The sequence below is a fragment of the Streptococcus dentasini genome (genome assembly GCF_053206945.1).
On record NZ_JBRUHS010000018.1, the window covers coordinates 1 to 19,646 of the forward strand.

The 19,646-nt window shown below is 41.5% G+C and carries 32 protein-coding genes; all 32 read right to left on the reverse strand.

Annotation, left to right across the window (positions count from 1 at the left end):
• Positions 1-454: 454 nt before the first annotated feature.
• The 32 genes from rplQ to ACVR1G_RS10480 all read right to left on the reverse strand — a co-directional run bounded on the left by rplQ (position 455) and on the right by ACVR1G_RS10480 (position 19,624).
• Positions 455-841: a 50S ribosomal protein L17 gene (gene rplQ, locus ACVR1G_RS10325; RefSeq protein ID WP_447453096.1), complete on the reverse strand. Its 387-nt coding sequence runs from the start codon at positions 839-841 to the stop codon at positions 455-457.
• Between the two features lie 17 nt (positions 842-858).
• Complete coding sequence (locus tag ACVR1G_RS10330; RefSeq protein ID WP_447453097.1) at positions 859-1,797, reverse strand: DNA-directed RNA polymerase subunit alpha; 939 nt, start codon at positions 1,795-1,797, stop codon at positions 859-861.
• Positions 1,798-1,849: 52 nt separating this feature from the next.
• Positions 1,850-2,233 (reverse strand): 30S ribosomal protein S11, encoded by a 384-nt coding sequence (gene rpsK, locus ACVR1G_RS10335; protein ID WP_001118387.1) that lies wholly within the window; start codon positions 2,231-2,233, stop codon positions 1,850-1,852.
• 17 nt (positions 2,234-2,250) lie between these two features.
• A complete protein-coding gene (rpsM, locus tag ACVR1G_RS10340) occupies positions 2,251-2,616 on the reverse strand; it encodes a 30S ribosomal protein S13 (RefSeq protein ID WP_447453098.1) in 366 nt (121 codons plus the stop codon).
• A 17-nt stretch (positions 2,617-2,633) separates the two neighbouring features.
• Complete coding sequence (rpmJ, locus tag ACVR1G_RS10345) at positions 2,634-2,750, reverse strand: 50S ribosomal protein L36 (protein ID WP_002959355.1); 117 nt, start codon at positions 2,748-2,750, stop codon at positions 2,634-2,636.
• A 25-nt stretch (positions 2,751-2,775) separates the two neighbouring features.
• Positions 2,776-2,994 (reverse strand): translation initiation factor IF-1, encoded by a 219-nt coding sequence (gene infA / locus ACVR1G_RS10350; RefSeq protein ID WP_001040189.1) that lies wholly within the window; start codon positions 2,992-2,994, stop codon positions 2,776-2,778.
• 118 nt (positions 2,995-3,112) lie between these two features.
• Positions 3,113-3,751 carry an adenylate kinase gene (locus ACVR1G_RS10355; protein WP_447453099.1) on the reverse strand — a complete coding sequence of 213 codons (639 nt, stop codon included), beginning with the start codon at positions 3,749-3,751 and terminating at the stop codon, positions 3,113-3,115.
• A 93-nt stretch (positions 3,752-3,844) separates the two neighbouring features.
• Positions 3,845-5,149, reverse strand: a complete 1,305-nt coding sequence (gene secY / locus ACVR1G_RS10360) for a preprotein translocase subunit SecY (protein ID WP_447453100.1) — start codon at positions 5,147-5,149, stop codon at positions 3,845-3,847.
• 15 nt (positions 5,150-5,164) lie between these two features.
• Positions 5,165-5,605, reverse strand: coding sequence for a 50S ribosomal protein L15 (gene rplO, locus ACVR1G_RS10365; protein ID WP_447453101.1), 441 nt, complete (start codon positions 5,603-5,605; stop codon positions 5,165-5,167).
• 136 nt (positions 5,606-5,741) lie between these two features.
• Positions 5,742-5,924 (reverse strand): 50S ribosomal protein L30, encoded by a 183-nt coding sequence (gene rpmD, locus ACVR1G_RS10370; RefSeq protein WP_447453102.1) that lies wholly within the window; start codon positions 5,922-5,924, stop codon positions 5,742-5,744.
• A gap of 14 nt (positions 5,925-5,938) precedes the next feature.
• Positions 5,939-6,433 (reverse strand): 30S ribosomal protein S5, encoded by a 495-nt coding sequence (rpsE, locus tag ACVR1G_RS10375; protein ID WP_447453103.1) that lies wholly within the window; start codon positions 6,431-6,433, stop codon positions 5,939-5,941.
• A gap of 18 nt (positions 6,434-6,451) precedes the next feature.
• The gene (gene rplR, locus ACVR1G_RS10380) at positions 6,452-6,808 is read right to left on the reverse strand and encodes a 50S ribosomal protein L18 (protein WP_003001342.1); all 357 of its coding nucleotides are present in this window, start codon (positions 6,806-6,808) and stop codon (positions 6,452-6,454) included.
• Between the two features lie 102 nt (positions 6,809-6,910).
• Positions 6,911-7,447, reverse strand: coding sequence for a 50S ribosomal protein L6 (rplF, locus tag ACVR1G_RS10385; protein ID WP_447453104.1), 537 nt, complete (start codon positions 7,445-7,447; stop codon positions 6,911-6,913).
• Between the two features lie 200 nt (positions 7,448-7,647).
• Positions 7,648-8,046: a 30S ribosomal protein S8 gene (gene rpsH / locus ACVR1G_RS10390; RefSeq protein ID WP_447453105.1), complete on the reverse strand. Its 399-nt coding sequence runs from the start codon at positions 8,044-8,046 to the stop codon at positions 7,648-7,650.
• Positions 8,047-8,508: 462 nt separating this feature from the next.
• Positions 8,509-8,694, reverse strand: coding sequence for a type Z 30S ribosomal protein S14 (locus ACVR1G_RS10395; protein ID WP_002959375.1), 186 nt, complete (start codon positions 8,692-8,694; stop codon positions 8,509-8,511).
• Between the two features lie 17 nt (positions 8,695-8,711).
• A complete protein-coding gene (gene rplE, locus ACVR1G_RS10400) occupies positions 8,712-9,254 on the reverse strand; it encodes a 50S ribosomal protein L5 (RefSeq protein WP_447453106.1) in 543 nt (180 codons plus the stop codon).
• Between the two features lie 26 nt (positions 9,255-9,280).
• Entirely contained in the window at positions 9,281-9,586 is a 306-nt protein-coding gene (gene rplX / locus ACVR1G_RS10405; protein WP_447453107.1) for a 50S ribosomal protein L24, read from the reverse strand.
• Positions 9,587-9,694: 108 nt separating this feature from the next.
• Positions 9,695-10,063 carry a 50S ribosomal protein L14 gene (gene rplN / locus ACVR1G_RS10410; RefSeq protein WP_447453108.1) on the reverse strand — a complete coding sequence of 123 codons (369 nt, stop codon included), beginning with the start codon at positions 10,061-10,063 and terminating at the stop codon, positions 9,695-9,697.
• Between the two features lie 24 nt (positions 10,064-10,087).
• Positions 10,088-10,348, reverse strand: coding sequence for a 30S ribosomal protein S17 (gene rpsQ / locus ACVR1G_RS10415; RefSeq protein ID WP_447453109.1), 261 nt, complete (start codon positions 10,346-10,348; stop codon positions 10,088-10,090).
• Positions 10,349-10,375: 27 nt separating this feature from the next.
• Entirely contained in the window at positions 10,376-10,582 is a 207-nt protein-coding gene (rpmC, locus tag ACVR1G_RS10420; RefSeq protein ID WP_447453110.1) for a 50S ribosomal protein L29, read from the reverse strand.
• A 9-nt stretch (positions 10,583-10,591) separates the two neighbouring features.
• Complete coding sequence (rplP, locus tag ACVR1G_RS10425; RefSeq protein WP_447453111.1) at positions 10,592-11,005, reverse strand: 50S ribosomal protein L16; 414 nt, start codon at positions 11,003-11,005, stop codon at positions 10,592-10,594.
• Positions 11,006-11,008: 3 nt separating this feature from the next.
• Positions 11,009-11,662 (reverse strand): 30S ribosomal protein S3, encoded by a 654-nt coding sequence (rpsC, locus tag ACVR1G_RS10430; RefSeq protein ID WP_447453112.1) that lies wholly within the window; start codon positions 11,660-11,662, stop codon positions 11,009-11,011.
• 12 nt (positions 11,663-11,674) lie between these two features.
• Positions 11,675-12,019, reverse strand: coding sequence for a 50S ribosomal protein L22 (gene rplV / locus ACVR1G_RS10435; RefSeq protein WP_447453113.1), 345 nt, complete (start codon positions 12,017-12,019; stop codon positions 11,675-11,677).
• Positions 12,020-12,035: 16 nt separating this feature from the next.
• On the reverse strand, positions 12,036-12,314 hold the full coding sequence (rpsS, locus tag ACVR1G_RS10440; protein WP_447453114.1) for a 30S ribosomal protein S19: 279 nt from the start codon (positions 12,312-12,314) through the stop codon (positions 12,036-12,038).
• Between the two features lie 232 nt (positions 12,315-12,546).
• Entirely contained in the window at positions 12,547-13,380 is an 834-nt protein-coding gene (gene rplB, locus ACVR1G_RS10445; protein WP_447453115.1) for a 50S ribosomal protein L2, read from the reverse strand.
• Positions 13,381-13,398: 18 nt separating this feature from the next.
• Positions 13,399-13,695 (reverse strand): 50S ribosomal protein L23, encoded by a 297-nt coding sequence (locus tag ACVR1G_RS10450; RefSeq protein ID WP_447453116.1) that lies wholly within the window; start codon positions 13,693-13,695, stop codon positions 13,399-13,401.
• Entirely contained in the window at positions 13,695-14,318 is a 624-nt protein-coding gene (gene rplD, locus ACVR1G_RS10455) for a 50S ribosomal protein L4 (RefSeq protein WP_447453117.1), read from the reverse strand. The genes ACVR1G_RS10450 and rplD overlap by 1 nt, the downstream gene beginning before the upstream one ends.
• A gap of 23 nt (positions 14,319-14,341) precedes the next feature.
• Positions 14,342-14,968 (reverse strand): 50S ribosomal protein L3, encoded by a 627-nt coding sequence (gene rplC, locus ACVR1G_RS10460; protein ID WP_447453118.1) that lies wholly within the window; start codon positions 14,966-14,968, stop codon positions 14,342-14,344.
• A 72-nt stretch (positions 14,969-15,040) separates the two neighbouring features.
• On the reverse strand, positions 15,041-15,349 hold the full coding sequence (gene rpsJ / locus ACVR1G_RS10465; protein ID WP_002959404.1) for a 30S ribosomal protein S10: 309 nt from the start codon (positions 15,347-15,349) through the stop codon (positions 15,041-15,043).
• Between the two features lie 207 nt (positions 15,350-15,556).
• Positions 15,557-16,834, reverse strand: a complete 1,278-nt coding sequence (locus ACVR1G_RS10470; protein WP_447453119.1) for an MATE family efflux transporter — start codon at positions 16,832-16,834, stop codon at positions 15,557-15,559.
• Positions 16,835-16,864: 30 nt separating this feature from the next.
• A complete protein-coding gene (gene thrC / locus ACVR1G_RS10475) occupies positions 16,865-18,349 on the reverse strand; it encodes a threonine synthase (RefSeq protein ID WP_447453120.1) in 1,485 nt (494 codons plus the stop codon).
• A 180-nt stretch (positions 18,350-18,529) separates the two neighbouring features.
• Positions 18,530-19,624 carry a hypothetical protein gene (locus tag ACVR1G_RS10480; RefSeq protein ID WP_447453121.1) on the reverse strand — a complete coding sequence of 365 codons (1,095 nt, stop codon included), beginning with the start codon at positions 19,622-19,624 and terminating at the stop codon, positions 18,530-18,532.
• Between the last annotated feature and the right edge of the window lie 22 nt (positions 19,625-19,646).

Genomic DNA, 19,646 nt, shown 5'->3' on the forward strand with positions numbered 1-19,646 from the left:
CTATTCAGTTCTCAAAGGTCTTGAACTGTCCCCTCTCGAAAACAGCTCCTTTATTCTATCAAACCCCTACCCCTTTGTCAATACTTTTTGCGACCTTTTTTCTTTTTATTAAGTTTTTTTCAAATTTGAAAGTTCTAAAATGGAGTTGGCTAAAGTACCGTATAGAAAAACACTTCAGAGAGACGGATGTAATTCACTCGTGATTCTACTCCATGCTTAATGACAAGTTTATAGTTGGTAGAGTTCCTTAAACTGATAGCTTTTAAAAACGCCTGCTTACGGGAAAAAATTCTAATCGAAAAATTCTCTCGTAAACAAGCGTTGCATCGCTTTTTCCATTCCTTATGATGAGTGTTCCCGCTGAAGGAAAACCTCCTCCAGCGGTAGACCAGAGCTAGACTAAGATACTTACTAGTAGTATCCATCATCATAACACTCAACAAAATTGATGATCTTATACAAGTTCAATAATTGCCATTGGTGCAGCATCGCCGCGACGAGGTTCTGTCTTCAAGATACGAGTGTAACCACCATTGCGCTCGGCATAGCGCGGTGCAATATCATCAAAAAGCTTTTGAAGAGCAGTTGTTGAAGTATACTCATCACTTTCTTCGTTGTAGCTTTCAGATGCAATCTCGTTACGCACAAAAGCAGCTGCTTGGCGGCGAGCATGTAAATCACCACGTTTACCAAAGGTGATCATTTTTTCGACAGTTTTACGAATTTCTTTAGCACGAGCTTCAGTCGTTACGATTGATTCATTGATTAAGAGATCAGTAGTTAAATCACGAAGAATCGCTTTACGTTGAGAGCTAGTGCGTCCTAATTTACGGTAAGCCATCTTATCCTCCTATATTATTATTTATCATTTTTAAGCCCTAGACCAAGCTCAGCTAATTTTACTTTAACTTCCTCAAGACTCTTGCGTCCCAAGTTGCGAACTTTCATCATTTCAGGCTCTGTTTTTTCAGTGAGGTCAAATACAGTATTGATACCTGCACGTTTCAAACAGTTATATGAACGAACCGACAAATCAATCTCCTCGATTGTACGATCCAACACTTGGTCATTTGAAACACTTTCTGCTTCCTTCATGACTTCAGTTGTCTTAGCGATTTCAGTCAAATCAGTAAACAGGTTTAAATGCTCAATCAAGACACGCGCAGAGAGACCTAAGGCATCTTCGGGGATAATTGTCCCATTCGTCATAATTTCAATCGTCAATTTATCAAAGCCATCATTGCTACCAACGCGAGCTGGCTCGACTTGGTAATTAACTTTTTTAACAGGTGTGTAGATTGAATCTACTGCTAAAGTTCCTACTGGGGCACTTCCATTCTTATTGCCTTCTGCAGGAACATACCCACGATCCTTAGCAACAGTCATACTTGCTTTAAAGCTATGTCCCTCAGCAATCGTAAAGAGATAATGGTCAGGATTTACAATTTCGATATCACTATCCGTCAAAATATCACCTGCAGTTATTTCTGCTGGACCTTGGACATCAAGCTCAATCGTTTTTTCCTCATCAACGTAGGATTTTACAGCCAATCCTTTAATATTAAGGATAATTTGCATCACATCTTCACGGACACCCGGAATGGTATCAAACTCGTGAAGTACCCCATCAATTTTAATAGATGTCACCGCTGCACCCGGAAGTGAAGACAAGAGTACACGACGAAGAGAGTTACCTAGAGTTGTTCCGTAGCCACGTTCAAGTGGTTCGATAACAAATTGGCCATAGTCTTTATTTTCATCAATTTTTGTTATTGTTGGTTTTTCAAACTCAATCATTTAAATACTCCCTCAAAACGATGTAGTGTACGGTTAGTAAAATTCGTTACGATTATACACGACGACGTTTTGGAGGACGAGCACCATTATGTGGCACAGGAGTCACATCACGAATTGCAGTGACTTCAAGACCTGCTGCTGCAAGGGCACGAATAGCTGATTCACGACCTGAACCAGGGCCTTTTACAGTAACTTCAACCGTCTTCAAACCATGTTCTTGGGCTGACTTCGCGGCAGCTTCTGCAGCCATTTGAGCAGCAAATGGTGTAGATTTACGAGAACCCTTAAAACCAAGAGCACCTGCTGATGACCATGCCAAAGCGTTACCATGCACATCTGTAATCATAACAATAGTGTTGTTAAAAGTAGCATGAATATGAGCAACACCAGATTCGATGTTTTTCTTCACACGACGTTTACGTGTTGGTTTAGCCAATTTATTTACCTCCTATATTATTTTTTCTTACCTGCAATCGCAACAGCTTTACCTTTACGTGTGCGGGCATTATTTTTTGTGTTTTGTCCGCGGACAGGAAGTCCGCGGCGGTGACGAATTCCTCGGTAAGAACCGATTTCCATCAGACGCTTGATATTCATGTTTACTTCACGGCGAAGATCACCTTCAACTTTGATACTATCAACTTCACGGCGGATAGCATCTTCTTGATCAGTCGTCAAATCTTTAACACGGATATCTTCTGAGACACCTGCTGCTGCCAAGATCTTTTGTGAGGTTGTCAAACCGATTCCGTAAATATAAGTTAGCGAAACCACTACACGTTTATCATTTGGAATATCAACTCCAGCAATACGAGCCATTTTTTCTCCTTTCTATCTTATCCTTGACGTTGTTTGTGTTTTGGATTTGATGGACAAATAACCATAACACGACCGTTACGACGAATAACCTTACAGTATTCGCAAATTGGTTTAACCGATGGTCTTACCTTCATATTTTAATCCCTCCAATTATTTCGATTATTTAAAGCGGTATGTGATGCGTCCACGTGTCAAGTCATAGGGACTCATTTCAACAGTCACACGATCTCCAACCAAAATACGAATATAATTCTTGCGGATTTTACCAGAGACAGTTGCTAAAATCTGATGCCCGTTTTCAAGCTCAACCGTAAACATAGCATTCGGCATAGTTTCAACAACCTTGCCTTCAATTTCAATCACATCTTCTTTTGCCACGCAAAAGTACCCCCTAAATTTCGATTCGATTACCCCTGAAGACACAGGGATAACAATTATAAGTCAGACTATACTATGATAACACAAGTTCAACGCTTGCGCAAGTAGGATAGCCAAATTATTCCAAGCCTGAAATTGCTTTGCTCACATCTTCAAAGACGTCTTCGATGTCTTGATCCCCTTCAATATCATAAACCAGTTCTTGACGGCGATAATAAGCGATAATAGGCTGACCTTGAGCAATATTCACTTCTAAGCGACGTTTAACAGCCTCAGGCTTATCATCATCGCGTTGATAGTAGTCTTCTTCATTGTAATCAGCAGGTGGGTTAAAGACTTTATGATAAGTTTCCCCTGTCTTGCGGTTGATAATACGCCCGCTCAAACGCTCAACCAATTTGCTAGAGGCGATCTCAATATTTATAACTGCATCCAGTTTTAAACCAAGCTCCTTCAAAATAGCATCCAACACCTCTGCCTGTTCCAACGTTCGTGGGTAGCCATCTAGCAAGAAGCCTTTTTCCTTGATATCCTCTTGTGCTAGACGCTCCTTGACAATACCGTTAGTCACTTCATCAGGCACTAAGTCTCCCTTATCCATATAGGATTTTGCCAACAAGCCTAGCTCTGTTTGGTTAGCGATTGCAGCGCGGAACATATCCCCTGTTGAGATATGGGCCACTCCAAACTGCTCAACAATTTTAGCAGCCTGAGTACCTTTGCCTGCCCCTGGCAGTCCCATGATTAAAAGATTCATAATCGTCTCCTTATTTTGTTTTTAAATAAGCCCACCAGTCTGGCAAGCTTATCAAAAAACAAAATAGAAAGGTTGACAATGTCAACCTGTATTCTATTCTGCATTCATAAATCCAACATATTTTTTCTTAAGAAGATAGCCTTCCAATTGCTTCATTCCTTCAATACCAGTTGAAATTAAGATAAGCAAACTAGTTCCTCCCAAAGCAACAGCTGATGATAAATTAAAGACTTGCTGCGCAATAATCGGGATTAGAGCGATAAAAGCTAAGAAAAGCGAACCAATTGTTGCCAGTTTTTTCAACAAGGACGAAAGATACTGTTCCGTCTCGCGGCCAGGCCGAACACTTGGAATATAGGAAGCGTTTTTCTGCAAATTTTCTGCTGTTTTTTCTGGATTAACCTGAACAAAGGTATAAAAGAACGAGAACAAAGCAATTAACACTGCATAAATCGCCATACCTGTTGGCGATTGATAAGAAAACAGTTCCTGCAAGGTGTCTAACCAAGGAATATTTGTGTTGGTACTTTGAAGGAAAGTGATAATTGAGCTTGGAGCAGCCGTAATCGAACTAGCAAAGATAACAGGGATAACTCCTGCAGGATTAACCTTCAATGGCAAGTACGAACTTGTCGGCGCTCCTTGTGCTAATTTAGTATATTGGATTGGAATTTGATATTCAGCTTGTTGTACAAAAGTAGTAAAAAAGATGATAACCAAAACTGCAAAGATGAGCAAGCCAACATAAATCAGAGAATTCGTCATCTGTCCAGGTTCAACATTCACAAAGTATTCATTGTAAATGGACTTGATAGCATCTGGAATCTGGGCAATGATCCCTGCAAAGATGATCATAGAGACCCCATTACCAAAACCTTTATCCGTAATCTGGTCCCCCAGCCATGTCACAATGACTGTACCGGTTGTTAATATTAAGCCTACCGTAAGATAAGTTTTTAGGCTAGGATTGGCTAAAAGTTGCGAACTAGCCAGAACATTAAAGCCTGCGGTAATGGAAACCGATTGAACAAATCCCAGAACCAGTGAGATATATCGTGTCGCCTGATTAAGTTTACGGCGGCCAACTTCTCCCTGTTTACTCCACTCAACAAAGCGAGGATAGATGTCCATCTGTAAAAGCTGAACAACAATGGAAGCAGTGATATAAGGACTAACCCCCAATGCAAAGATCGAGAAGGACCCCATAGCACTACCACTAATCAAATTGAGCATATTAAGGAAGGGTAAGTCCTTCATATTCTCAAGGCTTGTCGCATTGACTCCTGGAACCGTAATGTGCGCACCAATACGGAAGACCAAGATAATGAAAATTGTAAAGAGGATTTTTCTCCTGACATTTTTCAAGCGCAATGCTTCAAATAATAATTTAAAGAACATAATGAGTACCCCTCATTAGATGACTTCGATAGAACCACCTTTAGCAGTTATAGCTGCTTCAGCAGATTTAGAGAATTTAGCCGCTTTAACGGTCAATTTCTTAGTCAACTCACCATTACCAAGGATTTTAACGCCTGATTTTTCAGCACGAACAATACCAGCTTCTTTCAGAGCAGCTGGTGTTACTTCTGCGCCATCCTCAAAAGCATTTAATTGATCAAGGTTTACAATGGCATATTCTTTAGCGTTGACATTAGTAAAACCGCGTTTTGGCAGGCGACGGAACAATGGTGTTTGTCCACCTTCAAATCCTAGGCGAATACTACCGCCGCTGCGAGCCTTTTGACCCTTTTGACCACGGCCTGCGGTTTTACCATTACCTGATGATGTCCCACGTCCTACACGGTTACGAACCTTGCGAGAGCCTTGAGCTGGTTTCAATTCATGAAGTTTCATGTCTAATTTTTCTCCTTTTTTTGTAAAATGCTAGCGCCTTTGAGAAGGGAAAAGGACTCTCCCCAAAAACTCGCCTATACATTATCTCTTAATTTAGTATAAGTCGCAAAGAAAAACCTTGCGACTTATTATAATTTTATTTTACATCTTCTACAGTCACTAAATGAGAGACCGTATTGATCATACCACGAACAGCAGCATTATCTTCTTTGACAACTGAGCTGTTCATTTTGCTAAGTCCAAGAGCCACAACTGTTTTACGTTGTTCTGGTTTACGGCCAATTGGAGACTTAGTCAAAGTAACTTTAATTTGAGCCATAGTAATCTCCTTTCTTAGCCTAGATCAGAAACTGAAATACCGCGAAGAGCAGCTACTTCATCTGCACGCTTCAATTGCTTCAAACCTTCAACAGTTGCACGAACGATGTTGATAGGGGTATTTGACCCAAGTGATTTAGATGTCACATCAGCAATACCAGCCAATTCAACAACGGCACGAACAGCACCTCCTGCAGCAACCCCAGAACCTTCAACAGCTGGTTTCAACAATACACGTGCCCCACTGAAGTTTGTATAAACTTCATGAGGGATAGTAGTACCAACCATAGGAACATCAATGAGGTTCTTCTTAGCAGCTTCGACTGCTTTTCGAATAGCTTCCGGTACTTCTTTAGACTTACCTGTTCCGAAGCCAACGCGACCATTACGGTCACCTACAACAACAAGTGCTGCAAAACGCAAGTTACGTCCACCTTTTACAGTTTTAGAAACTCGGTTGATGGCAACGACGCGTTCTTCAAATTCATTTGCATTGTCTTTAAACGCCATGTTTTTGTGTCCTCCCTATTAGAATTTCAATCCGTTTTCACGAGCTGAGTCAGCCAAAGCCTTCACACGTCCGTGATAGAGATATCCACCGCGGTCAAACACCACTTCAGAAATACCTTTAGCTACTGCGCGTTCAGCAACAAGTTTACCAACCACAACGGCTTGCTCTGTCTTTGTTCCTTTAGAAACTTCCTTGTCAAGAGTTGAAGCACTTGCGAGCGTTACACCCGCTACGTCATCAATTACTTGAGCGTAGATGCCTGTATTAGAACGAAACACGTTCAAACGTGGGCGATCAGCAGTTCCAGAGAGTTTTCCGCGAACACGACGATGGCGTTTTTGGCGGATTTTATTTTTATCTGGTTTCGAAATCACAATTTTCACCTCTTAAATTTCTATGATGAGTTAGTTTGAGCCAACTCTCGTCAATTTAGAGAATGACAGATAGCAGAAAAAATCTGCATCTGACACCATCTATTATTTACCTGTCTTACCTTCTTTGCGGCGAACATATTCACCAACGTAACGAATACCTTTGCCCTTATAGGGTTCTGGTGAACGAAGACCACGAATGTAAGCTGCTGTTTGACCAACAACTTCTTTGTTGATACCCTGAACCACGATTTGCGTTGGACTTGGTAGTTCAAACGTGACATTCTCTGGAGCTTCAACTTCGTCTTGGTGTGATTTACCAACAGAAAGCACAAGCTTAGAGCCCTGAAGCTGTGCACGGTAACCAACCCCGCGCATTTCCAGTTCTTTCTTAAATCCTTCAGAAACACCGACCACCATATTGTTGAGGTTAGCACGGGTCGTTCCGTGGATCGTTTTCATTTCTTTGGAGTCGTTTGGACGATGAAGAGTTACTTCATTACCATCAACTTTAATTTCAATGTTTTTGTTAAACTCCCGAGTGAGTTCACCTTTAGGTCCCTTTACAGTTACTACATTGTCCTTGTTGCTAAGTTCAACCCCAGCAGGCAATACAATAACTTTATTACCAATACGTGACATATTTTCTTTTCTCCTGTTAAATTATCAGGCCGCTTTAAGCGACTAGTTTTCACGGGGTGCTCATGATACAAAGGGCGTCAAAAACCAAAGTGAAAATAGAAAACTTGACGCAGAAACTCAGGTTTCTAGGAAAGTTTATCTTTTTCACACAGGTTTTAGCCCGTGTTCAATGAGCAAGTTTGTTGGCACCTCTTACGAGATTACCAAACGTAAGCTAATACCTCGCCACCAACGTTCTTCTGACGTGCTTCTTTATCTGTCAAAAGACCTTCTGATGTAGAAATAATTGCAATTCCAAGGCCATTAAGAACCTTTGGAAGTTCTTCACGTTTTGTGTAAACACGAAGACCTGGTTTTGAAACACGTCTCAAGTTAGTGATAACACGTTCACCGTTTTGACCATATTTCAAGAAAACACGGACGATCCCTTGTTTGTTGTCTTCAACAAATTCAACATTCTTCACGAAACCTTCGCGTTTAAGGATTTCTGCAATCCCGTTTTTGATCTTTGATGCAGGTACTTCAAGCACTTCATGTTTTGCTTGGTTGGCATTACGAATGCGTGTTAAAAAGTCTGCAATTGGGTCAGTCATAACCATTAAATTATTCTCCTCTTACTAGTAGTTTGAAGCTCTCACTTGCTAGTTAAATTGATACAAAGGGCGGTAAAAACCACCGCAAAAATAGGAAACTCGACGCAGAAACCTCAGTTTCTAGAAGAGTTTGTCCTTTTCGCACAGGCTTTTCCCCGTGCTCACATCAGCGAACAAGATTTGTATCATGTTAGTTGAACTCGTCCCATGAACCGTGCAAAATAGATAGATCGACTTGTTTGCAAGCAAACTTCCTCGATTTCCTAATTTTGCTTTGTTCATCACGAGCTTAGTATCATGTTATTTGAGTTCGAGTGACTACCTGTACAAAAAAGAGACGCATCTGTTCTAGCTTTAGCTAGATTACGGATGTGGCCACCTTTAGGTGGAAAATTTCCTAGAGTCTTCAGACTCTCCGTCGATTCTCCTGTTTTTGTTTTGGTAGCTTAACGCTCTCACATCATGTTTTTACCAAGACGCTTTTGTTACGCCTGGAATTTGACCTTTATATGCCAATTCACGGAAGCAAACACGGCACAGTTTAAACTTGCGGTAAACAGAGTGTGGACGGCCACAACGTTCGCAACGAGTATAAGCTTGCGTAGAGAACTTCGCTTTGCGGTGGTTCTTAGCAATCATAGATTTTTTAGCCAATTTATTTACCTCCTAATTTATTTTGCAAAAGGCATTCCAAGCCCCGCCAACAATTCACGTGACTCTTCGTCAGTGTTAGCAGTTGTTACAATAACAATATCCAGACCACGTACTTTATCAACATCATCAAAATTGATTTCTGGAAAAATCAATTGTTCCTTAATACCAAGTGTGTAATTTCCGCGTCCATCAAAAGATTTTGTTGGAACACCATGGAAGTCACGGACACGTGGAAGAGAAACAGAAACCAATTTATCCAAAAATTCATACATGCGTTGACCGCGTAATGTAACCTTAGCACCGATTGCTACCCCTTCACGAAGGCGGAAGCCGGCGATAGATTTTTTCGCTTTGGTAATCAATGGTTTTTGACCTGAGATAAGTGCTAGCTCAGCAGCAGCTTTTTCCAGATTTTTAGCATTGTTTACAGCATCACCAACACCCATGTTAAGAACGATTTTCTCAACTTTAGGAACGGCCATAACTGATGAGTAGTTAAATTTTTCTGTCAAAGCAGGAACCACTTCATTAGTGTATTTTTCTTTAAGACGGTTAGCCATTTATACTTTTCTCCTTTCCTTCGTGATTAATCAAGCACTTCGCCCGATTTTTTGTTGTAACGAACCTTTTTGCCGTCAACAAACTTATAACCGACACGACCAGCAACACCGTTCTTATCAAGAACCTGAACGTTAGATACATGGATAGGCGCTTCTTTTTCAACGATAGCACCCTGAGGGTTTTCATTGTTTGGCTTTTGATGCTTCTTGATCATAGCAACACCTTCAACCACAACCTTATTTACTTTTGGAAGTGCCTTAAGGACAACAGCTTCTTTGCCCTTGTCCTTACCAGCAATAACACGAACTTTATCGCCTTTTTTTACAAACATTGAGTATTTCTCCTATTTCTTTCTTACGCCCTTTGACAGGGCACCCTAGATTGATAATCTAGGGGACTAGTTTGTTTTTATTGTTTTAGCAAGCAGCTAAGGCGGAAGTTAGAGAACTTCTGGCGCCAAAGATACAATACGCATGAAGCCACCTTCACGCAATTCACGGGCAACTGGTCCGAAAATACGAGTTCCACGAGGTGTTTTATCATCACGAACCAACACAGCTGCATTGTCGTCAAATTTGATATATGAACCATCAGCACGACGAGCACCTGACTTAGTACGTACAATAACAGCCTTAACAACATCACCCTTTTTAACAGCTCCACCAGGGGCAGCTTGTTTAACGGTGGCCACGATAACGTCACCGATGTTAGCGAATTTACGCCCTGAACCACCGAGAACTTTGATGGTCAAGATTTCACGAGCACCGCTATTATCAGCAACTTTCAAGCGACTTTCTTGTTGAATCATTTCAAATGTCTCCTTTTAGTTTGATTAGATAATAACAGCTTCTTCCACTACTTCTACAAGACGGAAGCGTTTAGTAGCCGATAGTGGGCGAGTTTCCATGATACGGACGATATCGCCAGTTTTAGCAACATTGTTTTCATCATGTGCTTTATATTTCTTAGAATAGTTGATACGTTTACCATAGACTGGGTGGTTACGCTTTGTTTCAACTATAACAGTAATTGTTTTATCCATCTTGTCTGAGACTACGCGTCCAACAAGGGTTCTACGTTGATTACGTTCCATTATTAGATTAACTCCTTTCCCAATCTATTATTTCATTTCAGACTGCACAGTTTTCACACGTGCAATTTGTTTCTTGACTTCGTTCAAGCGAGCAGTTTGATCAAGTTGACCTGCAGCTGCTTGAAAACGAAGATCAAAAAGTTCTTTTTTCAGTTCGCTTTCTTTTTGAGCAAGTTCTTCTTGAGACAAGCCACGAAGCTCAGCGACAAACTCTTTGATTTCTTTAAGTTTCATGTCTTCTCCTTATTCTGCTTCACGCCTTACGAATTTAGTCTTAACTGGCAACTTGTGGCTAGCCAAACGAAGGGCTTCACGAGCGACTTCTTCGGAAACACCAGCGATTTCAAACATCACTTTGCCACGTTTAACTGGTGCTACCCAACCTTCAGGTGCACCTTTACCAGACCCCATACGTACCCCGATAGCTTTAGCAGTATATGATTTGTGCGGGAAGATTTTAATCCAAACCTTACCACCACGTTTCATATAACGTGTCATAGCGATACGAGCAGCTTCGATTTGGCGGTTAGTAATCCAGTGACTAGTTGTAGCTTGAAGGCCAAATTCCCCGAATGCTACCTCTTTGCCACCTTTTGCTTCACCGCGCATTTTACCGCGGAATTCACGGCGGTGTTTAACACGTTTAGGTACTAACATTTGTTATTTGCCTCCTTTAGTGTTCTTACGAGCTGGAAGCACTTCACCACGATAGATCCAAACTTTAACACCAAGTTTTCCATAAGTGGTATCTGCTTCTTCCCAAGCATAGTCAATATCTGCACGAAGCGTATGAAGTGGAACTGTACCTTCTGAGTACCCCTCAGCACGGGCAATATCTGCACCATTTAAACGTCCAGATACTTGTGTTTTAATCCCTTTAGCACCTGCACGCATTGTGCGTTGGATAGCTTGCTTTTGAGCACGGCGGAAAGCAACACGCTGTTCCAATTGGCGAGCAATACTTTCACCAACTAGATGCGCATCCAAATCAGGTGCCTTAATTTCAACAATGTTGATATGCACTTGTTTACCAGTCAATTTATTCAACTTAGCACGAAGCGCATCAACGTTAGCGCCGCCCTTACCGATAACCATACCTGGTTTAGCCGTGTGAAGAGAAACGATAACTTTATTTACAGCACGCTCGATTTCAATAGTTGAAACCGAAGCATCTGCCAATTCTTTATTAATAAACTTGCGGATTGCCAAATCTTCATGAAGGTAATCTGCGTATTCTTTTTCAGCATACCATTTCGCATCCCAATCACGGATGATTCCGACGCGCATACCAATTGGATGTACTTTTTGACCCACGATTTTACCTCCTTATTTTTCTGCTACAACTACTGTAACGTGAGTTGTGCGTTTGTTGATTGGTGAAGCTGAACCTTTTGCGCGAGGACGGAAACGTTTCATTGTTGGTCCTTCATTAGCGAAAGTCTCAGATACAACCAAGTTTGCCTTTTCCAAACCAAAGTTATTCTCTGCATTAGCAATTGCTGAATTAAGTGTGTTTTCAACAATACGAGCAGCTTTGTTTGGTGTGAATTTTAAGATTGCAATCGCATCAGCAACATTCTTGCCACGGATAAGATCAAGAACAAGACGTGTTTTACGAGGTGAAACACGCACTGTACGAGCCATTGCTTTAGCTGAAGTAATTTCTGCCATTGTGTCCTCCTCCTAATTAACGACGTGTTTTCTTATCGTCTGCAGCGTGACCTTTGTAAGTACGCGTTGGTGCAAACTCACCAAGTTTGTGACCTACCATGTCTTCCTGGATGTAAACTGGTACGTGTTTACGTCCATCATAAACAGCGATTGTATAACCAATGAAACTTGGGAAAATCGTAGAACGACGTGACCAAGTTTTAATAACTTTTTTCTTCTCTTCGTTTGCTTGAGCTTCGATTTTTTTCATCAAGTGCTCATCGACGAAAGGTCCCTTTTTAAGACTGCGTCCCATTTATATGTATTCTCCTTTAATAATAAACCACAGCGGCTTGGGAACAGGACAAGGCCCCAATCCAAGCTAATCCATCATCCTGCTCTCCACACAGCCGATCCGCAGTTTTTTAGCTACGCTATAAAAACTCCCAGCAACCACTGCGTGAAACAAACAGTACCAATTAATCACCCTAAATTGCACCTTTTTCCTGACAAACCCTACCGAGCTGGCGGATATGTGATTACAGAATTTATTTTTCGTTGCGACGACGAACAATAAGTTTGTCTGATTTAGCTTTCTTATTACGAGTTTTAAGACCAAGCGCAGGTTTACCCCAAGGAGTAGAAGGCGCTTTACGGCCAACTGGTGCTCTACCTTCACCACCACCGTGTGGGTGATCGTTAGGGTTCATTACAGAACCACGAACGGTTGGGCGAACACCTTTCCAGCGATTACGGCCAGCTTTACCGAGATTGATAAGTGATTGTTGCTCATTACCAACTGTTCCAACCGTAGCGCGGCAAGTACCAAGAATCATGCGAACTTCACCTGATTGCAGGCGGACAAGAACGTATTTACCTTCTTGACCAAGAACCTGCGCAGAAGCTCCAGCTGCACGCACAAGCTCCCCACCTTTACCAGGCTTCAATTCAATATTGTGGATAACTGTACCAACTGGAATATTAGCAAGTGGCAACGCATTACCAACTTTTATATCTGCTTCTGGACCAGAAACGATACGTTGACCCACCTCAAGACCTTTCGGCGCAATGATGTAAGCTTTAACACCGTCAGTGTAGTGGACAAGTGCAATATTTGCAGTACGGTTTGGATCGTATTCGATTGATTTTACAACCGCTTCAACATTATCTTTATTGCGTTTGAAATCGATAATACGGTAGTGGCGTTTGTGCCCTCCACCATGATGGCGAACAGTGATGCGACCATTGTTATTACGGCCGGCTGTCTTGCTCAAGGGAGCAAGCAAACTTTTCTCAGGAGTGCTTGTAGTGATTTCAGCAAAATCCAAAGAAGTCATATTACGACGGCCATTTGTCGTTGGTTTATAAACTTTAATACCCACGTTTTATCCCTCCTTAGATTATTCAGCTTCAGCTGCAAACAACTCAATTGCTTTTGAGTCCGCTGTAAGCGTAACAATCGCTTTTTTAGTTTTACTCGTAAAACCTACATAGCGACCCATGCGTTTTTCTTTTGGCTTGACATTAACGACGTTAACACTTGCAACCTTAACCCCATCAAAAGCAGCTTCGACAGCTTGTTTAATCAAGAGTTTATGTGCACGTGTATCAACTTCAAATGTGTATTTGCCAGCTTCAAGATCAAGCATTGATTTTTCAGTAATAATAGGTTTTTTGATTACGTCGTACAAGTTCATTATGCAAGAACCTCCTCGATTGTAGAGATTGCGTCTTTTGTAACAAGAAGTTTGTCTGCATTTACAATGTCAAGAACACTTGCTGTTGTAGCAGTTGCAACTGCTACATTCGGAAGATTGCGTGCTGATAAAGCAGCAGCTTTGTTGTCTTCTTCCAAAACAACAAGCACTTTCGAATCAATGCTCAGTGCGCTTAAAACTTTTGCAAATTCAGCAGTCTTTGGCGCTGCAAATGAAAGAGCATCTACAGCAACCAACTTATCTTCAGCCACTTTAGCTGAGAGAGCTGATTTCAGAGCAAGGCGACGAACTTTTTGCGGGAATTTGTAAGCATAAGAACGCGGTGTTGGTCCAAAGACAACACCACCGCCACGCCATTGCGGAGAACGAATAGAACCTTGGCGGGCACGTCCAGTTCCCTTTTGGCGCCATGGTTTACGACCACCACCAGATACAGCAGAGCGATTTTTAACAGCGTGTGTACCTTGGCGAAGGCTAGCGCGTTGGCTGATAACCACATCAAACACCACTGATTCGTTTGGTTCAATACCGAAGACTGCATCGTTCAGTTCAACTGTGCTAACTTCCTTACCAGCTTGGTCAAATAGTTTTACGTTTGCCATTATAACTGTTTTCTCCTTTCCTCTTATTTAGCAGCTTTTACTGCAGATTTAATGGTGATAAGTGATTTCTTAGCACCTGGAACATTACCTTTGATTAAGATAACATTTTTCTCTGGAATAACTTGTACAACTTCAAGATTTTGAATAGTTACACGGTTACCTCCCATGCGTCCCGCCAAATGTTTGTTCTTAAATACACGGTTAGGTGCAACCGGCCCCATAGAACCAGGACGACGATGGTAACGAGAACCGTGAGCCATAGGGCCACGAGATTGTCCATGGCGCTTGATGGCACCTTGGAACCCTTTGCCCTTGGTTGTACCAGTTACATCAATAACATCCCCAGCTTCAAATTGTTCAACAGTCAATTCTGAACCAACTTCCAAGCCTTCAATGTTTTTGAATTCACGAATGAAGCGCTTAGGAGCCGTGCTAGCTTTTGCCACGTGACCTTTGGCAGGTTTGTTGCTCAATACCTCACGTTTATCATCAAAGCCAACCTGAACTGCTTCATAACCGTCTGATTCAACAGTTTTAACCTGAAGAACAACATTTGGTGCTGCTTCGATGACAGTAACAGGGATAAATTCACCAGATTCAGTGAAGATTTGAGTCATTCCCACTTTTTTCCCTAAGATTCCTTTTGTCATGAGAAAATATTTCCTTTACTTTATTTTTTAAAAAGTTTTTTACGAGCGTTTTTTTATGCTCAAAAATCAAACTTAAAGCTTAATTTCTACGTTAACGCCACTTGGAAGATCCAACTTCATAAGGGCATCAACAGTTTTCTGCGTTGGATTCACAATGTCAATCAGACGTTTGTGAGTACGCATTTCAAATTGTTCACGCGAATCTTTATATTTGTGAGTCGCGCGGATAACGGTGTAAAGACTGCGTTCGGTTGGCAGCGGAATTGGTCCCGCAACTGAGGCCCCCGTACGTGTAGCAGTTTCTACGATTTTTTCTGCCGCAGTGTCAAGAGTACGGTGTTCGTACGCCTTTAAGCGAATACGGATTTTTTTGTTTGCCATCTTTTCTCCTCTCGTCTATTTACGATAATAGGCTAGCTCCTCAAGAAAACCGACAGGCTACTGCGTGGCAATGCAGCCGAGCGTGTCGCAACCTCTTGTATCATAGCTAAAGCTGTTTTTTCACAGCACCACAATATAATACCAGAAATATCAAGGGTTGGCAAGGCTTTTTACCTTTTTTTAATAAAAAACTTATCCAGTCAACTACTAAATAAGTTTATAGGTGTAATAGCGTATATACAGAAATAGAAAGCGAAATATATTATCTGCTATCGTAGCTATCCACACAGCAGCTAAACCATAGCCCATACAAGATACCAGCAGATAACCTAAGCCGATCCTAATCACCCACATGCCTAGTGTTGTGGCATACAGGGGCAACTTAGCCCGTCCTAATCCCTGCCAAACAGCAGTATAAACTAGTGTGCCCGCAGTTGCTAAACTCCCAATAAAGGAATAGAAGATGACAACACTACTGCTAGCAAGAACAAGCGGATCATCGGTAAATAAACCAGACATTTGGGGGGCTAAAAGAAGAATGCCCCCACCAACGATCACCATCAATAAAACAGCCAGCCAGTATGCTTCACGTACTATGGCCTTCAAGGAACTATAATCCTCTTCACCCAAACAACGAGCTACTAAAATAACAACAGCGGTAGACACTCCCATACCGGGTATATAGTTGAATTGAGTAAGGGTTTCACCAATAGCATTGCCAGCAACAACCTTAGTCCCAAGGCCAACGATCAAACTGACAATAAGAACATCACCAGCTCGCATCATTAATCTCTCACCTGAAGCAGGCAGAGCCAAGGCCAGTAGGTCACGATTCCATAGCCGACTAATTTTAAAATCTCGCATTTGCAGACGTGACGACTGCCATAAAATGACACAAGCAATTAAACGCGAAAAAACCGTCGCCCAAGCAACTCCAACAATACCCCAATGGCAAATAAAAACCGCTACTGCCGATAAAACGGCATTGATAAAGTTGGACAAAACACTAACATACATGGAAATGCGAGGACGACCTTGAGCCCTTAAAATATTCCCCATGACAGTCATCAAGCCCAATGTGACAATGCCGCCCCCTACTATCGCTAAATAACTTCCCCCTGCTAGGCTCACTGCCCATTCAGTCCCTAAAAGCCTTAATAGGTAGCGACCAGCAAGAATAGAGACTAAGCCAAGGAGTAAACTGAGGACCGTCGTCAATAAAAGAGCGTCCCAGATGTGTTGCTTACTCATCCTTTGATTGCCAGCTCCTAAACTTTTGGCAATCAAACTAGCTGCTGCACTCCCTAGAGCAATCAATACGGCTTGATAAATGGCTAAAATATTGTTAGCTACCGAAACACCTGATACTGCAATAATACCTACCTGAGCCACTAGGTAGTTATCAACAACTCCCATTAACATTTGCAAAAGGTTTTCAACTATAGCTGGCAGAGCCAAGGTCATAATTTGTCTTCGATGTCTCATATCATAAACAAAAAAGCCCAAGGGCTTTTCTTAAACTCCTAAATAGTTCTCTACAGCTTCCTGCATAGCAGTCATCGCTACAACTTTTTGGTGACGCACCTGTGCAGTCTTCAAACCAGCAACTGCGCGCGGAACAGCCACATCCGATAAGTGATAAAGCTCTTCCACAGCCTTGAAATCATCTCCGGCATCCAATCCAGTGACAGCCGTAACAGCCACACGCGGAAACTTATAAGGACTAGCGGTTGAGGCAATTACAACAGGCGACCGATCACCAGTATCCCTCCGATAAGCCTGATATACTGCCGAAGCTACCGCCGTATGTGGATCCTCAACATAATGCGACTGTTTATAAATCCGCTTTATCTCAGCTTCAGTTTCCTCTTCGGTTGCAAAACCAGCAGCAAACAACTCCAGAATATCTGTCCGGATAGGTTCCAAACTATATTCTCCTTGTTGACTCAAAGCATCCATCAATTCCTTAGTTTTCACCGCATTATTATCCAATATGTGAAAGATTAAGCGCTCCAAATTTGAAGAGACTAAAATATCCATAGAAGGACTGCTGGTTACCTTAAAGCTACGCTTTTTATCATAGGTACCAGTTTTGAAGAAATCCGTCAAAACATTATTTTCATTAGAAGCACAAATCAGTTTCTTAATTGGAACCCCAATATTGCGCGCATAGTAGGCCGCTAAGATGTTCCCAAAATTACCCGTAGGCACAGTAACATTGATAGTATCTCCATTGCGTATTTCTCCAGATTTTATCAGCTGTGCATAAGCATAGACATAGTAGACAATCTGTGGAACCAAACGCCCAATGTTCATCGAATTTGCTGACGACAGTTGCATGTGATTAGCTAGGAGCTTTTCACGCAAATTGGCATCATTAAACATACGCTTAACATCAGTCTGGGCATCATCAAAATTTCCTTCAATCGCGATTACATGTGTATTTGTACCAACCTGAGTAGTCATTTGAAGTTCTTGAATTTTACTGACACCGCCTTTAGGATAAAACACAATAATTTCTGTTCCTGCCACATCTGCAAAGCCAGCCATAGCAGCTTTCCCAGTATCTCCAGAAGTTGCTGTCAAAATAACAATCTTATTATCTACCCCTAGCTTCTTGGCAGACGTTGTTAGAAGGTAAGGAAGAATAGATAGAGCCATATCTTTAAAGGCAATAGTAGACCCATGAAAAAGTTCTAAATTATACTGATTTCCCAGTTTAACTAAAGGAGCAACAGCAGGAGTATCAAACTTACTATCATATGCATTGCTGATACAATAATCCAGCTCATCTTCAGTAAAATCATCTAAAAAGGCCGATAAAACCAATTTAGCTACCTCCTGATAAGAAGCGTTTTGCAGCTTATCGAAGTCAAGATTAATGTCGGGCGTAGTTAAGGGGGTAAATAACCCACCATCTGCCGCTAGCCCCTGTAAAATAGCCTGACTGGCTGTTACCTGATTGTCTTCATCTCGCGTCGATTGGTAAACTAATGTCATGATGTCATCCTCTTTTTAATAGTCTTTGAAATATTATAACACAGTTGTCAGAAAATTTGGAAGCCTACTTTTATAATGATTACCCAGCACAACTGCCTCCTTCTCATTCAATAGAAACAATAATTCGGGAATCGCAAACAAAAAAGACCGATGAGCACTCTCACCTAGTCTCCGCTGTATTTAATCCTTATTAAATTCCATCGTACCTCCATCCTCGTCTTTCAAAGTTAAACCTGAGGCCGTCTTTTTATAAGAAATTTGCTGTCCTTTCTCAAAATCACTCAAATCACTATCAGAATTGACCTTTGTAATTTCAATTTTGCCCTTAACACGATTAACCTTCCCTTCAAAAATAGCTCCTGTAACTAGACCTTTATCGTCATCATATTCAAAACCATTTTCATCAACTTCCTCAGACAAAATTTTCTCAAAACCACTCTCATCGTAGCCGGCACCCTCAATCAGAGTATCCATCAAATAATTCCATTCATCAGTTGAGAAATCACTCTTATAACTAGAATAGGTAGAACTGTATTCTTTTTTTACAAGATCGTAGAAACTATCATAATCAACAGAATAGATGATCCTTGCCTTAACAACATCATCCTCGATTACTGTTTCCACAGCAAGATCATCACTAAAATCTGAATAATTTAGGCCGTCGATACCATCAAAACTAGTACCGGCTAGATTATCTTTCAAATCTGCTTGTAACTCTTTTACTTGATAACTTCCGTCGACATTTCCTGAGAGCTGACGGTAAACTAAAATTCCAACAGCAATTAAAATGACAGCTGACACAGAAGCTATAATACTCCAGACAATCTTCTTAGTATTATGAGGCTTCTGCGGTGCTACAAAACTTCCCTGCACAGGTATCCCTTGTTGAACTGGCACACTACCAGAAATAGCTGTTCCTGTATAAGCAACTGGCTGCGAGGCTATTGAAGTTTGTCCAATTCCTCCTGCGACTGGAGTTGGTGAACCCGTGTTAAGGGTCGCTGAGTCTGCAGTCTCAGTGTTAACTTGTTGATTTATCTGGGAATTAGTTGACTGGCTAGTCCGCGGATCAGGGATAGATGCTTGACCAAAGGTGGGATTCTGCTGTTGCTGCATCCCTGCTAGCTGTGTCGATGACGCAATATTATCAACAGCTTGATCAGGGGTAGTTGTCGGTGATTTCTGAAACGCAGTCGTTTCTGAAGCTGAACCATACTGTTGTAGGGATTCTGACTCGGAATAATCAGGCACTTTATTAAAATCTTCTTGCGACATAGCATCTCCTTTTATTTAACTA

Excerpts from the sequence above, each read along its gene's own strand:
- rplQ (WP_447453096.1), bottom strand. The coding sequence starts at position 841 with ATGGCTTACCGTAAATTAGGACGCACTAGCTCTCAACGTAAAGCGATT.
- ACVR1G_RS10330 (WP_447453097.1), bottom strand. The coding sequence starts at position 1,797 with ATGATTGAGTTTGAAAAACCAACAATAACAAAAATTGATGAAAATAAA.
- rpsM (WP_447453098.1), bottom strand. The coding sequence starts at position 2,616 with ATGGCTCGTATTGCTGGAGTTGATATTCCAAATGATAAACGTGTAGTG.
- rpmJ (WP_002959355.1), bottom strand. The coding sequence starts at position 2,750 with ATGAAGGTAAGACCATCGGTTAAACCAATTTGCGAATACTGTAAGGTT.
- ACVR1G_RS10355 (WP_447453099.1), bottom strand. The coding sequence starts at position 3,751 with ATGAATCTTTTAATCATGGGACTGCCAGGGGCAGGCAAAGGTACTCAG.
- secY (WP_447453100.1), bottom strand. The coding sequence starts at position 5,149 with ATGTTCTTTAAATTATTATTTGAAGCATTGCGCTTGAAAAATGTCAGG.
- rplO (WP_447453101.1), bottom strand. The coding sequence starts at position 5,605 with ATGAAACTTCATGAATTGAAACCAGCTCAAGGCTCTCGCAAGGTTCGT.
- rpmD (WP_447453102.1), bottom strand. The coding sequence starts at position 5,924 with ATGGCTCAAATTAAAGTTACTTTGACTAAGTCTCCAATTGGCCGTAAA.
- rpsE (WP_447453103.1), bottom strand. The coding sequence starts at position 6,433 with ATGGCGTTTAAAGACAATGCAAATGAATTTGAAGAACGCGTCGTTGCC.
- rplF (WP_447453104.1), bottom strand. The coding sequence starts at position 7,447 with ATGTCACGTATTGGTAATAAAGTTATTGTATTGCCTGCTGGGGTTGAA.
- rpsH (WP_447453105.1), bottom strand. The coding sequence starts at position 8,046 with ATGGTTATGACTGACCCAATTGCAGACTTTTTAACACGCATTCGTAAT.
- rplE (WP_447453106.1), bottom strand. The coding sequence starts at position 9,254 with ATGGCTAACCGTCTTAAAGAAAAATACACTAATGAAGTGGTTCCTGCT.
- rplX (WP_447453107.1), bottom strand. The coding sequence starts at position 9,586 with ATGTTTGTAAAAAAAGGCGATAAAGTTCGTGTTATTGCTGGTAAGGAC.
- rplN (WP_447453108.1), bottom strand. The coding sequence starts at position 10,063 with ATGATTCAACAAGAAAGTCGCTTGAAAGTTGCTGATAATAGCGGTGCT.
- rpsQ (WP_447453109.1), bottom strand. The coding sequence starts at position 10,348 with ATGGAACGTAATCAACGTAGAACCCTTGTTGGACGCGTAGTCTCAGAC.
- rpmC (WP_447453110.1), bottom strand. The coding sequence starts at position 10,582 with ATGAAACTTAAAGAAATCAAAGAGTTTGTCGCTGAGCTTCGTGGCTTG.
- rplP (WP_447453111.1), bottom strand. The coding sequence starts at position 11,005 with ATGTTAGTACCTAAACGTGTTAAACACCGCCGTGAATTCCGCGGTAAA.
- rplV (WP_447453113.1), bottom strand. The coding sequence starts at position 12,019 with ATGGCAGAAATTACTTCAGCTAAAGCAATGGCTCGTACAGTGCGTGTT.
- rpsS (WP_447453114.1), bottom strand. The coding sequence starts at position 12,314 with ATGGGACGCAGTCTTAAAAAGGGACCTTTCGTCGATGAGCACTTGATG.
- ACVR1G_RS10450 (WP_447453116.1), bottom strand. The coding sequence starts at position 13,695 with ATGAACTTGTACGACGTAATCAAAAAACCTATTATTACTGAAAAATCA.
- rplD (WP_447453117.1), bottom strand. The coding sequence starts at position 14,318 with ATGGCAAACGTAAAACTATTTGACCAAGCTGGTAAGGAAGTTAGCACA.
- rplC (WP_447453118.1), bottom strand. The coding sequence starts at position 14,968 with ATGACAAAAGGAATCTTAGGGAAAAAAGTGGGAATGACTCAAATCTTC.
- rpsJ (WP_002959404.1), bottom strand. The coding sequence starts at position 15,349 with ATGGCAAACAAAAAAATCCGTATTCGCTTAAAGGCGTACGAACACCGT.
- ACVR1G_RS10470 (WP_447453119.1), bottom strand. The coding sequence starts at position 16,834 with ATGAGACATCGAAGACAAATTATGACCTTGGCTCTGCCAGCTATAGTT.
- thrC (WP_447453120.1), bottom strand. The coding sequence starts at position 18,349 with ATGACATTAGTTTACCAATCGACGCGAGATGAAGACAATCAGGTAACA.
- ACVR1G_RS10480 (WP_447453121.1), bottom strand. The coding sequence starts at position 19,624 with ATGTCGCAAGAAGATTTTAATAAAGTGCCTGATTATTCCGAGTCAGAA.